Source organism: Rhodovarius crocodyli (assembly GCF_004005855.1).
GTDB classification, from domain to species: domain Bacteria; phylum Pseudomonadota; class Alphaproteobacteria; order Acetobacterales; family Acetobacteraceae; genus Rhodovarius; species Rhodovarius crocodyli.
The window spans coordinates 104,285-118,705 of the sequence record NZ_SACL01000002.1; the positions used below are offsets into that span (position 1 = coordinate 104,285).

Here is a 14,421-nt window from a genome sequence, read left to right on the forward strand (position 1 = left end):
GGTCACGCCGCACCCCCGTTGGCAATGGCCGCCCGGCGCGCGGCGGCGCGTTCCTGCATGCGGATGCGCGCGGCCTCGATCATGTCGTCGGCGGCCTGCGGTTCCCACAGCTCGAAGATCTGGTTCTTGCCGAGGAAGGCGATGCTGTCCTTGATGCCGGCGAAGCGCAGCAGCCCCTCATCCATCACCAGGCGCCCCTCGCCATCCGGCACGGCGTCAACGGTATCGGCGTAGTTCACGTAGTAGCTGTCGTCCGCTTCGTCGTCGTTGAAGTCGTTGGGGGTGATGGCGGGCACGTCGTGCGCGAACAGGTTCGCGGGCCAAGCCTCGATGCAGTTGTGCTTGCTGGAACGGCGGAGCACCAGCCCCTGGCCGGCCAGAACGGTGCGGAAGGAGGCGGGGACGGAGACCCGCTTCTTGGCGTCCAGGCGGTTCCGGTAAGTGCCGCGGAACTGCCCCCCGATTGGATTGCCCTCCGCCGCCATGACCTGTGCCAACCCCCTGGAAACGACCGATCGGGGGAGAAAAAGGAAACTGCGGTGTGGGGCGGTGCCTTCCTGGAGAGGGAAAGCGACCGGTCAGGCCCCCCGACCTGACCGGCTCGCCCTACCAGCCCGATTACTGGATCGCTCGCCCCCCCGAGCGCGCTGCATCCGTATCTGGGCTGCCATGGTTCTACGTGGGAAAATTTGGGCGGACAAGGGAAAAAGCGACTCATTGCCGGAATCTCTTTGGCCGAGACTCAAGGGAATATCAATAACTTATCAATCCAGGCTGAGAGGTTGGTCAAAACTCCTGCCGCAAGCCGTTGCATGAGTGTGACCTTGAAACGACAGGCAAGAAAAAAGGCGCCGGACACAGGGTCCGACGCCTCGATTTTCACTTGTGCGGAGTCGCGTTTTCCGCCTGCGGCGGCCGGCGGATCAGTCCAGCGTCAGCCCGCGCGCCTTGATAAAATCTCCCCAGACGCGGCTTTCGTTTTCGAGCCGCCTGCGAAACGCCGCCGGCTGGTCGAACAGCGCCTCAAGGTCCGCGGCGATCAGCCGCTGCTGGAAGGCGGGCTCCCGCAGGGCGGTCTGCACAGCGGCGTTGATACGTGTGACTGCGGCATCGGGCAGCCCGGCCGGGCCCATCAGCGCGAACCAGCCGGGAATGACCGGCGCGTCCACCCCGGCCTCTGCCATGGTGGGCACGTCGGGCAGCACGGGCGCGCGCCCGCCCTCCCGCGCCACCGCGATCGCCGTCACCTGGCCGTCGCGGATGCCCGGCAGCGCGATGCCCAGCACCGAGAAGCCCAGATCCACCTCGCCCGAGATGATCGCCGTCGCCGCCTGGGGGGAGCCGGCATAGGGAACATGCGTCAGCTCGATCCCGGCGCGGGAGGCCAGCATCTCCATGCCCAGATGGGTGGTGTTGGCGATGCCGGCGGAACCGAAGGTCAGTTTGCCGGGCTCGGCCTTCGCGCGCTCCACCAGCTGGCGCAGGCTGGTGATGCCGCTCTTTCTGCTGGCCACCACCACGAAGTTCGTGTTGGTGGTGGGCGCGATATAGGCGAAGTCCTTCAGCGGGTCATAGGGCAGGCTGCGGTACAGGTGCTGGTTGAAGGCCACCATGGACACGCCCGCCAGCATCAGCACCTGCCCGTCGGGGCGCTGCTGCTTCACAAAGCCCGCGGCGACCGAGCCGTTGGCGCCGGGGCGGTTCTCCACCACGATCGGCGCGCCCAGTTCACGCTGCATCGTCTCGGCCATCTGCCGCAGCTGGATGTCGCCGGAGGAGCCGGCGGCCTGCGGCAGCACGACGCGGATCGGCCCGTTCGGAGCCCAGCCTTGCGCCAGGGCGATGGAAGGGCAGGCCAGCGCCCCGAGCAGAGGCAGTGAGCGGCGGGAAAGCGTCATGAACGGGATCCTTGCGGCGATGAAATGGGGCGGTCGCAATAGGCCAGCGCCGATGCCCCGCGTCAAACCTCATGACGGCGGGATGACATGTCAGTCCGCTCAGTTGCTTTTGGGGCGCGGTTGCTTGCCGGCCGGCAGCAGGACGTAGCTCTCGGGCGGCGGTGGGCGTGCGGCTTCCAACACGGAGTCCAGAAGGTCCAGCGCCTCGAACGGCTTGGGCAGCACGCTGCCGAAGCCGGCCGCCAATGCCTCGTTCTGCACCGCCTGGGTGATGTCGGCGGTCAGCGCGATCAGCGGCAGTTCACCCTGCGGGGCGGGCAGGCCGCGGATGGCGCGCGCGGCGGCGAAGCCGTCCATCACCGGCATGCGGATATCGAGCAGCCCCACATCATAATCATGCAGGGCGGCCAGTTCCGCCGCCTCCTGGCCATTGGAGGCGATGTCGACCGCATGCCCGCCGCCCTCCAGCACCGCCCGCAGCAATGCCTGGTTGGGCAGGACATCCTCGGCGACCAGCACGCGCAGGCTGCGGCTCTCGGTCACGGGCTTGGCTGCGGCCAGCACCCGCGCCGGGGCCGGGGGCTGCGGCGCCCTGGCACGCGGCGGGGTGGAGAGGGGGATGCGGAAGGTGAAGCGGCTGCCCTGGCCGGGCGCGCTGTCCGCGCGGATGGTGCCGCCCATCGCCAGCACCAGCCGCTGGCAGATCGCGAGGCCCAGTCCCGAGCCGCCATGTTCGCGCTGCGTGGAGGCATCGGCCTGGCGGAACCGCTCGAACACCTGGCTCAGCTTCTCGGGCGCGATGCCCACGCCGGTGTCGGCCACGGTCACGACCACCGCCGCCCGCCCGTCGCGCATCGGCTCGGCCGCCGCTTCCAGCCGAACCTCGCCCACCTGGGTGAAGCGGATGGCGTTGGACAGCAGGTTGTTGATGATCTGGCGCAGGCGCAGCGGGTCACCCAGCACGGTCTGCGGCAGGGCGGGCTGCAGCACGGCATGCAGGCCGAGCCCCTTCTTCTGTGCCACCGGCCGCATCAGGTTCAGGCAGTCATGCAGGGTGGCGGGCAGGTCGAAGGGGATGTGCTCCAGCTCGACCGCGCCTTCCTCGATGCGCGACAGGTCCAGCACCTCTCCCACCAGCGTCAGCAGGGCGTTGCCGGCGCGGCGCTGCTGCTCCACCCACTGCCGCTGCTGCGGGCTGAGCGGGGAGGAGGCCAGCAGGTCGGTAAAGCCCAGGATCCCCGTCAGCGGCGTGCGCAGCTCGTGACTCATGGTCGTCAGGAAGTCGGATTTGCGACGATCGTTCTCGGCCGCGCGGGCGGCCTCGGCCGCCAGGCGGCCTGCCTCGGCCTCGGCCAGGCGGCGGTCGCGGCGCAGCATCCAGGCCGCCAGCAGCAGCGCGGTGGCCAGTGCCCAGACGCCGCCCAGCGCCAGCACCAGCCGCAGCGGCCACAGGGGTGCCTGCGCGACGCTCGCCGGCACCCACACCGCCACCGACCATTGCAGTTCGGGGATGGACACCATGCCGACCCAGGCATCGCCCCCGCCCGGCATGGGCAGCCTTTCGAGGCGCGGCACGCGCTGGCGGGCCAGCCGCTCATATTCCGGCCCGGCGGCGGTGCCCAGGCGATGCGGGGCGGCGGGGGATCGCGCGACGATGCTGAACTGGTCGTCCGTCACGGTCATCAGCCAGCCGGCCGGCAGGCGGTTGTGCAGGGCCAGCGGCGCCAGGCTCGTCAGCGGCAGGGTGGCGGCCAGCGTGCCGCGCACCCGCCCGTCGCGTACCACCGGGACGCGCAGGGTGATGCTTTCACCGCGCAGCGGCGCGATGGCGCGCTGGCCGGTGGCGATCACGCGCTCGAAGGTCGCGACGTCCGGAATGGGCGGGGCCGCGACCAGGATGCCGGCCCGCAGGTCCAGCACGTCGCGCTCGCGGTCGGACAGGGTGATGGTCTGCCAGCCCGGGCGCGTGCGGGACAGCCGGCCCGCCTCCTGCCGGAAGGCCGGCAGGTCCAGCTGGTCGATGGCGGTGGAGGCGGCGAGCAGGTCCAGCAGGTCGAGCCCGCCCGAGAGTTCCGCGCGCACGTTCGAGGCGGCGGCCTCGGCCATGTCCAGCACCTCGCTGCTCAGATCCTCCGACTGGAGGGACCGGATGAACAGCAGCAGCACCACCGCATAGATGGCGAGTGGCAGCAGCACCAGCACCGGCCACAGCGCGGGCATGCGCCGCCGGGGAGGGGCGGGGGGGCGCGCGCCGTTGCCCAGGCCGGCGGACGCCTCCTGCCGGAGGCGTGCTTCTTCCTGGAGATGCGGCAGCGCGGATCGGATCTCGCGCAGGTTGTCCACGGTCGGGGGGTGTCGGACCACACTTACTTGTGAGCCCGAAACTAGAGGTCTCCGGTCGGCCATTCAACCCGATTGTCGGCCGGGTACATGCCTTGTCACCATGTGACGGCGGGCGGCATGCTCATCAGGATCGCTTCGACATTCCCGCCGGTGCGCAGGCCGAACAGCGTGCCGCGGTCATGCAGCAGGTTGAACTCGACATAACGCCCGCGCCGCATCAGCTGGTGCTCGCGCTCGGCCGGCGTCCAGGCCTCATGCATGCGGCGGCGGATGATGGCGGGAAAGGAATCGAGGAAGGCGAGGCCCACATCCTTGGTGAAGGCGAAATCGGCCTCCGCGCCGTGCCCCGGCGTGCGGTCGCCCAGCCAGTCATAGAAGATGCCGCCCAGGCCGCGTGCCTCCTTGCGGTGGGGCAGGTAGAAATACTCGTCGCACCAGGCCTTGAAGCGCGGGTAATAGGCCGGGTCGTGCCGGTCGCAGGCCGCCTGGAACGCGGCGTGGAAGGTGGCCGCGTCCTCCAGGCTGTTGGGGGCGGAATGATCCATCGGCGTGATGTCCCCGCCGCCGCCGAACCAGGCGCGGCTGGTGACGATGAAGCGGGTGTTGAAATGGGCCGCCGGCACGCGCGGGCTGTGCATGTGCGCCACCAGGGAGACACCGGTGGCCATGAAGCGCGGATCCTGCTCGGCGCCCGGGATCTGCTTGCGGAAATCGGGGGTGAATTCGCCGAAGACGGTCGAGACGTTGACGCCCACCTTCTCGAACACGCGCCCGCGCATCACGGACATCACGCCGCCGCCACCCTCGGGCCGGGTCCAGGGGGTGCGGGTGAAGCGGCCGGGGGGCAGGGCGGCGTGCGGACCTTGGGACAATTCGTCCTCTAGCGACTCGAAGGCCGCGCAGAGGCGGTCTCGGAGGGTCTCGAACCAGTCCCGGGCGGGGCCTGCCAGCGGATGATGCGGTGTTCCGGTCATATTGTGCCTTGTGGGTCCGGCGCGGGCGGTTGTCACCCTGGTCTGACAGGCTTTATACGCAATGCAGTGTATGGGGTGAGGGTTAGGCTGCGTCGCGCATGTTGCGTCCGTCTGCGCCCGATTCCTGTCGCATGTAGTCAAAGGTGCCTTTCAAGGGCACCTGTTAGCGGAGCGGGATGTGGCGATGGCCGAAACGGCAACCCATGCGGCAGGCAGCCAGCCGGAAGGCGGCAAGCGTGACTTCCTCAAACTGACTGCCGGGGCCTTCGGCGCGGTTGGCGTGGGCGCGATCGCCTGGCCCTTCATTTCCTCGATGAATCCGGCGCAGGACACCCTCGCGCTGGCGAGCACCGAGGTGGACATCGGCGCCGTGCAGACCGGCATGGCCGTGACGGTGATGTGGCGCGGCAAGCCCGTCTTCGTGCGCAACCGCACGGCGGACGAGATCAAGCAGGCGCGCGACGTGCCCCTGAATGAGCTGAAGGACCCCGCCACCGACCAGTCCCGCGTGCAGCGCGACAACTGGCTGATCGTGGTGGGCGTGTGCACCCATCTGGGCTGCGTGCCGCTGGGCCAGAAGCCCACCGACATGCGCGGCGACTATCACGGCTGGTTCTGCCCCTGCCACGGCAGCCACTACGACACCGCGGGCCGCATCCGTAAGGGGCCGGCCCCCGCGAACCTCGCGGTCCCGACCTACACCTTCCTCACCGATACGAAGATCCGCGTCGGGTGATGCAGGCCGTCATGACCTTCCCGCCCCTCCCGATCCGCTAGCCACAGGGACCGCACGATGTCGATCGGCCTGCATAAAAGCGAAATGAAGAACCCCGTGATCCGCTGGGTGGATGAGCGCATGCCCATCTTCACCATGATGGAGAAGGAATACGGGAGCTTCCCCACGCCTCGGAATTTCAACTACTTCTGGAATTTCGGCGCCCTGGCGATGATCAACCTGCTGATCATGATCGCCACCGGCATCTTCCTGGCGATGAACTACGCCGCCCACACGTCCCTGGCCTTCGACAGTGTCGAGCGCATCATGCGCGACGTGAACTACGGCTGGCTGATCCGCTACGTTCACATGAACGGCGCGTCGATGTTCTTCATCGTCGTCTACATCCATATCTTCCGCGGCCTCTACTACGGTTCCTACAAGGCCCCGCGTGAGCTGCTGTGGATCCTGGGCGTCGTGATCTTCCTGCTGATGATGGCCACCGCCTTCATGGGCTACGTGCTGCCCTGGGGCCAGATGTCCTTCTGGGGCGCCACCGTCATCACCAACCTGTTCTCAGCCTTCCCGGTGGTGGGCCAGCATATCGTGACGCTGCTCTGGGGCGGCTTCTCCGTGGACAACCCCACGCTGAACCGCTTCTTCAGCCTGCACTACCTGCTGCCCTTCGTGATCTTCGGCGTGGTGTTCCTGCACGTCGCGGCGCTGCACATCACGGGTTCCAACAACCCGCTGGGCATCGAGCCCAAGGGCCCGCAGGACACGATCCCGTTCCACCCCTACTACACCTCGAAGGACACGGTCGGCATCATCGTCTACCTGATGGTCTTCGCGGTGCTGGTGTTCTTCGCGCCGAACTACCTCGGCCACCCGGACAACTACATCCCGGCGAACCCGCTCTCCACCCCGGCGCACATCGTGCCCGAGTGGTACTTCCTGCCCTTCTACGCGATCCTGCGTGCGGTGCCGGACAAGCTGGGCGGCGTGCTGCTGATGTTCGCGTCCATCCTGGTGTGGCTGGTCCTGCCCTGGCTCGATACCTCCAAGGTGCGGTCCATGAAGTTCCGCCCGGTGGCGCGCATCGCCTTCCTGCTCTGGGTCGTGGCCTTCTTCGTGCTGATGTACTGCGGCGGTAAGCCGGCGGAGGAGCCCTTCGTCACCGTCAGCCGCATCGCGACCGCCTACTACTTCGCCTACTTCCTGGTGATCCTGCCGATCCTGGGTCGCAAGGAGAAGCCGATGAAGCTGCCCGAGAGCATCGCCGCCGCGGTGCTGGGCCCCAAGGGTGCCGGCCCGGTTCCGGGCGGCGCCGCCGCGAAGCCGATGGAGAAGGCCTGAGCCATGAAGCGTTTCCTCAAGGCCCTCGCCGTCACCGCGGCCCTGCTGGTGCCCGCCGTCGCCCCGCAGGCGGCCGGTGACGCCGAGCACCCGCGCAGCGGCCACTTCTCCTTCGACAGTGCCTTCGGCGCCTTCGACCGTGCGGCCCTGCAGCGTGGCTACGCCGTCTATGCGGGCGTCTGCGCCAACTGCCACTCCCTGCGGCTGCTCAGCTACCGCAACCTGCTCGACATCGGCCTGACCGAGGAGCAGGTGCGCGCGGTCGCGGGTTCCGTGGAAGTGACCGACGGCCCGAATGACGAAGGCCAGATGTTCCAGCGCCCGGGCCGCCTGTCCGACCGCTTCCATCGCCCCTTCGCCAACGACAACGCCGCGCGCGCCGCCAACAACGGCGCCCTGCCGCCGGACCTGTCGGTGATCACGAAGGCCCGTCACGGCGGCGCCAACTACATCTACTCCCTGCTGACCGGCTATCATGAGCCGCCGGCGGGCGTGACGCTCGGCCAGGGCATGAACTACAACCCGTACTTCCCGGGTGGTCAGATCGCCATGGCCGCGCCGCTGAACGACGGTGCGGTGGAATACGCCGACGGCACCGCCACCAGCGTCGACCAGATGGCCCGCGACGTCGCGACCTTCCTGGCCTGGGCGTCGGAGCCGGAGACGGAAACCCGCAAGCGCATGGGCATCAAGATCCTGATCTTCCTCGCCGTCGCGGGCTTCATCGCCTATGGCGTGAAGCGCAAGATCTGGGCCGACCTGCACTGATCCCGGCGATGGGCCGCATGCGCGGCCTTGAGACCGGAAACCGGCACGATAAGCTGAAGGCCCGGGGGAAACCCCGGGCCTTTTTCTATGGGGGAAACGAACATGGCCGGTGACCCCGTGCCCGCCGTCACCGAGGCCGAAGCCCGGGGCGAGACCGCCGACATCTTCGCCGATCTGCGCGGCGTGATGGGCGTGAAGGTGGTGAACCTGATCTGGCGCCACATCGCGACCATCCCGGGCGCGCTTCCCGCCGCCTGGGGCATGCTGCGCCCGCTCTATGCCTCGGGCGCGGTGGAGGAGCAGTCGCGCGCATTGCGCGCCGCGCTGGAACTGCCGCATCTGGCGCCGATTCCCACACCACCCGCCATTCGTGACATCCTCACCGCCTACGACACCGGCAACGGCCTGAACCTGCTGGGGCTGAACGCGCTGCTGCTGCGGCTGGACGGCGCGGCGGTGATCCCGGCCGGGCTTCCCCCACGGCCCGCCCCGGCGCCGGGCCCCGCCCTGCCGCCGCTGCTCAACCTGGATGCTATGGATGCCGCGACGGCGGCGCGCGTCCTGCGCCTCAACCTGATGGGGGCCAGCGACGGCGGGGCCATCCTGGCCAGCCTGTACCGCCACCTGGCGCATTGGCCGGATTACCTTTCGGCGGCCGAGAATCGCCTGGCGCCGCTCGCCGCCGACGGGCGGCTCGAAAATATCATCGAAACGACACGCGGCCTCGCGCGCCGCCAGGCGCAGGCGCTGCTGCGCGGCATGGGCCCGGATCTGCCGCCGCCCGCGGCGCTGGCACCGCTCAGGGCCGGGGTCAGCGCCTTCACCAGCCATGCCATCGCGCGGATGGTGCCCATCGGCGCCATGCTGTATCGGGCTGCCACACCCTGACCTGTGGAGTGCGCGCATGAGCGATACCTTCGAGCCCGTGATCGGCCTGATCGGCGGTTCCGGCCTGTATGACATCGACGGCCTCGAGGACCGCGAATGGCGCAAGGTGAGCACCCCCTGGGGTGACCCGTCCGACGAGCTGCTGTTCGGCCGGCTGCATGGGGTGAAGTGCGTGTTCCTGCCGCGCCACGGCCGCGGCCACCCCACGCCCCCCTCCGCGCTGAACTTCCGCGCCAACATCGACGCGCTGAAGCGCTCGGGCGTGACCGAGATCATCTCGCTCTCGGCCGTGGGCTCCCTGAAGGAGGAACTGCCCCCCGGTCACTTCGTGATCGTGGACCAGTTCATCGACCGCACCTTCGCGCGTGAGAAGTCCTTCTTCGGCACCGGCTGCGTGGCCCATGTCTCCGTCGCGCACCCGACCTGCCCGCGCCTGTCCGACGCGATTGAGGTCGCGGGCCGCGACCTGGGTTTGCCGATGACGCGCGGCGGCACCTATCTGGTGATGGAAGGCCCGCAGTTCTCGACCCAGGCCGAGAGCAACCTGTACCGCCAGTGGGGCTGCTCGGTGATCGGCATGACCAACATGCCCGAGGCCAAGCTCGCCCGTGAGGCGGAGCTCTGCTACGCCTCCGTCGCCATGGTCACCGACTATGACTGCTGGCACGAGGAACATGACGCCGTCACGGTCGACCAGGTGGTGAAGGTGCTGCTGGGCAATGCCGACAAGGCGCGCGCCCTGGTGAAGGCCGTGGTGCCCGCGCTGGGCAAGCCGCGCGGCCTGTGCCCGGCCGGCTGCAACAACGCGCTGGACCACGCGATCATCACCGCGCCCGAGAAGCGCGACCCCGCGCTGCTGGCCAAGCTGGACGCGGTGGCGGGCCGCCTGCTGGGCTGACCGCTACAGCGGTAGCCGCGCCAGCAGCTCCTGGCGGCGGATGGGCTTGGTCAGGTACTCGTCCATCCCCGCATCCAGGCACTGCTTCTCGTATTCCGGCCCGGCGGCGGCCGTCAGGCCGATGATGCGGGCCCGGGCGCTGGGGCCGTCGCCCGCGCGGATCATCCGCGTGGCCTCCAGCCCGTCCATGCGCGGCATCTGCACATCCATCAGGATGATGCCATAGGCGGTGTGCCCGGCGGCCTCCAGCGCCGCCACGCCGTCATCGGCCACATCCACCTCGCAGCCCACCGTGCCCAATATGCTGCGGATCACCAGCTGGTTGGTCGGGTTGTCCTCCACCAGCAGGATGCGCGGGGCAGGGCGGGGCGGCTGCGCCGGGCTGTCCGCCGTTTCCTGCCGTGGGGGAGACAGCGCCGCCTGCACCGCGGCCCGCAGCCGGGAGGGCAGCACGGGCTTCACCACGGCGAATCCGTGCTCGGGCACCTCGGTCACGGCGGCCACGGTGATGACGGTGCAGCCGGCCTGGTCGGGCGGTGCCTCGCCGGTCGGCACGAAGGCCAGCCGAGCGCCGGAGCGCGCCACGGCCTGGGCCGCCATGGCGGGCGCCGCCAGCAGGATCTCCAGCCCCAGATGCCTGAGCTCGGCGGCCAGCAGCTCGGTCACGCGCGGCTGGCCCTCCACCACCAGCGCCACCGTGCCGGCCAGCTCCGCCGGCGGGTCCGGGCGCCGGCCCACCAGCCGTCCCGTCAGCACCGAGAACTCGAACACGCTGCCCCCGCCGCGCGGCAGGGAGGGATCGCGCTGCCGGGCCGTGATCTCGCCGCCCATCTGCTCGGCCAGCCGCGCGCAGATCGCGAGCCCCAGCCCGGTGCCGCCGTAGCGCCGCCGGATGGAGGCATCGGCCTGGGTGAAGCGCTCGAACAGGAACGGGATCTGCTCCTTCTCCAGCCCGATGCCGGTGTCGGTCACGGTGCAGATCAGGCGCATGTTCACGCCCTCGGGTCGGGCCGTGATGGCGATCTCGATGCTGCCAGCCTCGGTGAACTTCAGCGAGTTGCCCACCAGGTTGAACAGCAGCTGGCGGAAACGCCCCGGGTCACCCAGCACGCGGGGCGGCAGCTCGGGCGACAGCGCGGCCAGCAGCTCCAGCCCCTGGTCGGCGGCGCGCGGCGCGAACAGGTCCAGGATGGTGGCCAGCTCGGCCTCCGGGTCGAAGGGCAGGCGCTCCGCCGTCAGCTCCCCGGCCTCCAGCTTCGACAGGTCCAGGATGTCGTTCAGCAGCACCAGCAGGTGCTCGGCGCTGTGCTGGATGGTCTCGGCCTGGTGGCGTTGCTGGACGGAAAGCTGGGTATCCAGCAGCAGGCTGGTCATGCCGATCACGCCGTTCATCGGCGTGCGGATCTCGTGGCTCATGGAGGCGAGGAACTCCTCCTTCGCGCGCACCCCGGCCAGGGCCGAGGCCTCGCTCTGCCGCAGCGCGCGCCCCTGGGCCTGCAGCAGGCGGGACTGGCGCAGCAGCAGCCACAGCGCGCCCATCACCAGCACGCCGGTGCCCAGCATGGAAATGGCCAGCAGCGCGCCCAGCTGTTCCGTGGGCGCCAGCGCCGCCTCGCGCGGGCGGTTCACCTCCACCACCATCAGGCCGAGCGCCGTGGTGGCGAAGGCCGCGAGCACGGGCTGGCCCTCCTGGTCGGGCCCCTCATAGCTGCCCTGGGCCAGGCGCGGCAGGAAATCGCGGAAGGGCCAGCTGCCGGGGTGCAGCATGCCGATCCCCTCCAGCCGGCCGTCGCTGCGGGCCAGCAGCGCGCCGCTGGCCGCGCTGATCCGCACCGAGACGCCGAAGCTTTCGGCCACCCGCTGGGCGATGCCGCTCAGATGGTCCGGGTTCAGCAGGGCGACGGTCGCGCCCTCGAACTCGCCGGCCCCGTTGCGCCGGGCCAATGCCAGCGGGATGGTCCAGAGCCCCACCTCCTGCACGCTGCGCGCGCCCACGGCCAGGTAGCGCCCGGCCTCGGGCGCGCCCAGGCGCATCGGCTGCGGCGTCAGGCGCAGGGTGCGGAACCACTCCCGGTCATCCAGCTGGAAGCCCACGATGCTGGGCTCCGTGGAGGTGCGCACCCGCCCCGCGGCGTCGGTGGCGAACACGCCCCGCAGCTGCGGCAGGTCCTGCAGGGTGCGCGCGAAGGCGCCGCCGCGGATCGCCGTCTCGGCATCCGGCAGCAGGATCTGCACGGTCTGCAGGGAACGATCGACCTGCTCCGCCAGTGAGGTCGCGAGATTTCGCGTGGTCTGCGCGGCCGCCAGCAACGCATCGTGCTGGGCGCGCTGCATCACGATGGTGTAAAGCCCGATCAGCGCCGCGATCACGATCGTGGCGGCCAGGGCGAACAGCCGCCAGGGCCGCAGCGGCGATACGGCAGGCACATCCAGACCGAAGGCCCGGCGAATCCTGATGCGGACGTTATTGCTGAACACCATCGCCGCCATTGTTGCAGGGGTTGCGGCGTTTGGCACCGGTGGCGTTGCGGCCCAGCCGCAGGAAGATCGACTGGCCGCGATGCGCGCGCGCGGCGAATTGCGCGTCTGCGCCTGGACCGGCTTCTACGGGATGTCCTGGCGCAACCCCCGCAGCGGTGAACTCGAAGGCGTGGATGCCGACATGGCCCGCGCACTGGCCCAGCGCCTGGGGCTGCGGCAGGTGCTGGTGCCGACCGCCCAGGTCGGCATGCTGGCGCAGCTGGAGGCGGGCGCCTGCGACATCGCCATGTCGGGCGCCGTCATCACGCCTGAGCGCGCGCAGCAGGTGGCCTTCACCAAGCCCTATTTCTCCACCCCCGTGCTGGGCGTCGCCAACCGCGCCAGCGCCCGCGTGCGGGACTGGCAGTCCATCGACCGCCCCGGCGTGCTGGTGGCCGTGGCGGAGGGAAGCCAGGCCGAGGCCGCGATGCGCAACAGCCTGCGCCGCGCGGAGCTGACCGTGCTGCGCGCCGCCCGCCCGCGTGAGGTGGAGGTGCTGTCGGGCCGGGTGGATGTGCTGGTCGCCAGCCTGCCCTATGCGCGCGGCCTGGCGGAGCAGGAGGGCTGGGTGCGCCTGCTGGAGGCGCCGCCGCGCTTCGGGGAGGCACTGATGGCCTATGCCGTGCCGCGCGGCGATGCCGCCTGGCTGGCCGAGGTCAATAATTTCCTCGCCGCCGCCAAGTCGGATGGCAGCCTTGCGCGTGCCGCCGAGCGCCAGGGCCTGCAAGGGCTGGTCGTCTATTGATCGGGGCGCCATAAGCCCGGCCATGCCATCAGCAACCCGCCAGGCCGCCCATGCCCTGATCACCGCCGTCCTGCAGGCGCGCCGCCCGCTGGAGGAGGCGCTGGACGCGCTTCCGCCCATGGAGCCGCGCGACCGTGCCGCCGGCCACCGGATCGCGGCCACCGTGCTGCGGCGGCTGGGCTCGCTGGACGCCGTTCTGGAACCCTATCTGCAGCGCGAGCCGCCGGCCACGGTGCGCCAGGCGCTGCGCATCGGCGCGGCGGAGCTGACGCTGCTCGGCACGCCGCCGCATGCCGCCGTCAGCGACTGTGTGTCGCTGGTGCCGCGCGCCTTCTCGGGGCTGGTGAATGCGGTGCTGCGCCGTGTCGCGTCGGCCGGGGCCGCCGCGCTGGAGGGGCTGGACGCCCCGCGCCTGGATACGCCGTCCTGGCTCTGGACCGCCTGGCAGAAGGCCCATGGCAATGCCGTGCGCCGCATCGCGGAGGCCCACCAGCATGAGGCGCCGCTCGATCTTTCCCTGAAGCCCGGCGTGGCGCTGCCCGAGGGAGCGACCCTGCTGCCCGGCGGCACCGCGCGCATGGCCCATGGCACCCGCATCACGGAACTGCCGGGCTTCACCGAGGGCGATCTTTGGGCGCAGGATGCCGCGGCCGCCCTGCCGGCGCGCCTGCTGGCCGTGCGCCCCGGTGAGCGCGCGCTGGACCTCTGCGCCGCCCCGGGCGGCAAGACCGCCCAGCTGGCCGCCGCCGGCGCCGAGGTGGTGGCGGTGGAGCGCGACCCCAAGCGCGCGACGCGCCTGCGTGAGAATCTGGCCCGGCTGAAGCTGCCGGCCGAGGTGGTGGTTGCCGATGCCGCCGCCTGGAAGCCCGACGCGCTGTTCGACGCCATCCTGCTGGATGCCCCCTGCACCGCGACCGGCACCATCCGCCGCCACCCTGATGTGGCGCATCTGAAGCGGGCAGGGGATGTGACCAAGCTGGCCGAGACCCAGTCCCGCCTGCTGGCCGCCGCCTGCGCGCTGCTGGCGCCGGGCGGGCGGCTGGTCTTCGCCACCTGCTCCCTGCAGGCAGAGGAGGGCGAGGCCCATCTGGAGCGCGTGCCGGAGGGCTTCGCGCTTGACCGCGTCCGCCCCGGCGAACTGCCGGGGATGGAGGCCATGACCGTGACCGGCGCGCTGCGGACCCGCCCGGACATGCTGGGCGACAGCGGCGGCATGGACGGCTTCTTCGCGATGCGCCTGCGGCGCCACTAAAACATCATCATTCCGCCGCGCGCCGCCATCGCGCGGGCGTGATCCCGCCACTTGCCGGGGCAAT

Annotated in this window: 12 protein-coding genes; 7 read left to right on the forward strand and 5 right to left on the reverse strand. The window is 70.3% G+C overall.

Annotated elements, in window-relative coordinates:
• Positions 1-2: 2 nt before the first annotated feature.
• The 4 genes from EOD42_RS06455 to hemF all read right to left on the reverse strand — a co-directional run bounded on the left by EOD42_RS06455 (position 3) and on the right by hemF (position 5,215).
• Positions 3-485 carry a division/cell wall cluster transcriptional repressor MraZ gene (locus EOD42_RS06455; RefSeq protein WP_127786694.1) on the reverse strand — a complete coding sequence of 161 codons (483 nt, stop codon included), beginning with the start codon at positions 483-485 and terminating at the stop codon, positions 3-5.
• 438 nt (positions 486-923) lie between these two features.
• Positions 924-1,898, reverse strand: coding sequence for a Bug family tripartite tricarboxylate transporter substrate binding protein (locus EOD42_RS06460; protein ID WP_127786695.1), 975 nt, complete (start codon positions 1,896-1,898; stop codon positions 924-926).
• Between the two features lie 99 nt (positions 1,899-1,997).
• Positions 1,998-4,241 (reverse strand): hybrid sensor histidine kinase/response regulator, encoded by a 2,244-nt coding sequence (locus EOD42_RS06465; protein WP_127786696.1) that lies wholly within the window; start codon positions 4,239-4,241, stop codon positions 1,998-2,000.
• Positions 4,242-4,336: 95 nt separating this feature from the next.
• Positions 4,337-5,215, reverse strand: a complete 879-nt coding sequence (gene hemF, locus EOD42_RS06470) for an oxygen-dependent coproporphyrinogen oxidase (protein WP_127786697.1) — start codon at positions 5,213-5,215, stop codon at positions 4,337-4,339.
• A gap of 184 nt (positions 5,216-5,399) precedes the next feature.
• On the opposite strand from hemF, the gene petA reads away from it, so the two are divergent.
• From petA to EOD42_RS06495, 5 genes are all read left to right on the forward strand, one after another.
• Positions 5,400-5,951 carry a ubiquinol-cytochrome c reductase iron-sulfur subunit gene (gene petA / locus EOD42_RS06475; RefSeq protein WP_127786698.1) on the forward strand — a complete coding sequence of 184 codons (552 nt, stop codon included), beginning with the start codon at positions 5,400-5,402 and terminating at the stop codon, positions 5,949-5,951.
• Between the two features lie 57 nt (positions 5,952-6,008).
• The gene (locus EOD42_RS06480) at positions 6,009-7,286 is read left to right on the forward strand and encodes a cytochrome b (RefSeq protein ID WP_127786699.1); all 1,278 of its coding nucleotides are present in this window, start codon (positions 6,009-6,011) and stop codon (positions 7,284-7,286) included.
• A 3-nt stretch (positions 7,287-7,289) separates the two neighbouring features.
• The gene (locus EOD42_RS06485) at positions 7,290-8,054 is read left to right on the forward strand and encodes a cytochrome c1 (RefSeq protein WP_127786700.1); all 765 of its coding nucleotides are present in this window, start codon (positions 7,290-7,292) and stop codon (positions 8,052-8,054) included.
• 102 nt (positions 8,055-8,156) lie between these two features.
• Positions 8,157-8,942 (forward strand): hypothetical protein, encoded by a 786-nt coding sequence (locus tag EOD42_RS06490; protein WP_127786701.1) that lies wholly within the window; start codon positions 8,157-8,159, stop codon positions 8,940-8,942.
• 16 nt (positions 8,943-8,958) lie between these two features.
• Entirely contained in the window at positions 8,959-9,840 is an 882-nt protein-coding gene (locus EOD42_RS06495; protein WP_127786702.1) for an S-methyl-5'-thioadenosine phosphorylase, read from the forward strand.
• Positions 9,841-9,843: 3 nt separating this feature from the next.
• On the opposite strand, the gene EOD42_RS26490 is transcribed toward EOD42_RS06495, so the two are convergent.
• On the reverse strand, positions 9,844-12,321 hold the full coding sequence (locus EOD42_RS26490; protein WP_127786703.1) for a hybrid sensor histidine kinase/response regulator: 2,478 nt from the start codon (positions 12,319-12,321) through the stop codon (positions 9,844-9,846).
• Between EOD42_RS26490 and EOD42_RS06505 the strand changes: the two genes are divergently transcribed.
• Together EOD42_RS06505 and EOD42_RS06510 are read left to right on the forward strand one after the other, a co-directional pair.
• Positions 12,296-13,105, forward strand: coding sequence for a substrate-binding periplasmic protein (locus EOD42_RS06505; protein WP_127786704.1), 810 nt, complete (start codon positions 12,296-12,298; stop codon positions 13,103-13,105). The two genes, EOD42_RS26490 and EOD42_RS06505, sit on opposite strands and share 26 nt — an antisense overlap.
• A gap of 22 nt (positions 13,106-13,127) precedes the next feature.
• Positions 13,128-14,357: a transcription antitermination factor NusB gene (locus EOD42_RS06510; protein ID WP_127786705.1), complete on the forward strand. Its 1,230-nt coding sequence runs from the start codon at positions 13,128-13,130 to the stop codon at positions 14,355-14,357.
• Positions 14,358-14,421 lie beyond the last annotated feature (64 nt).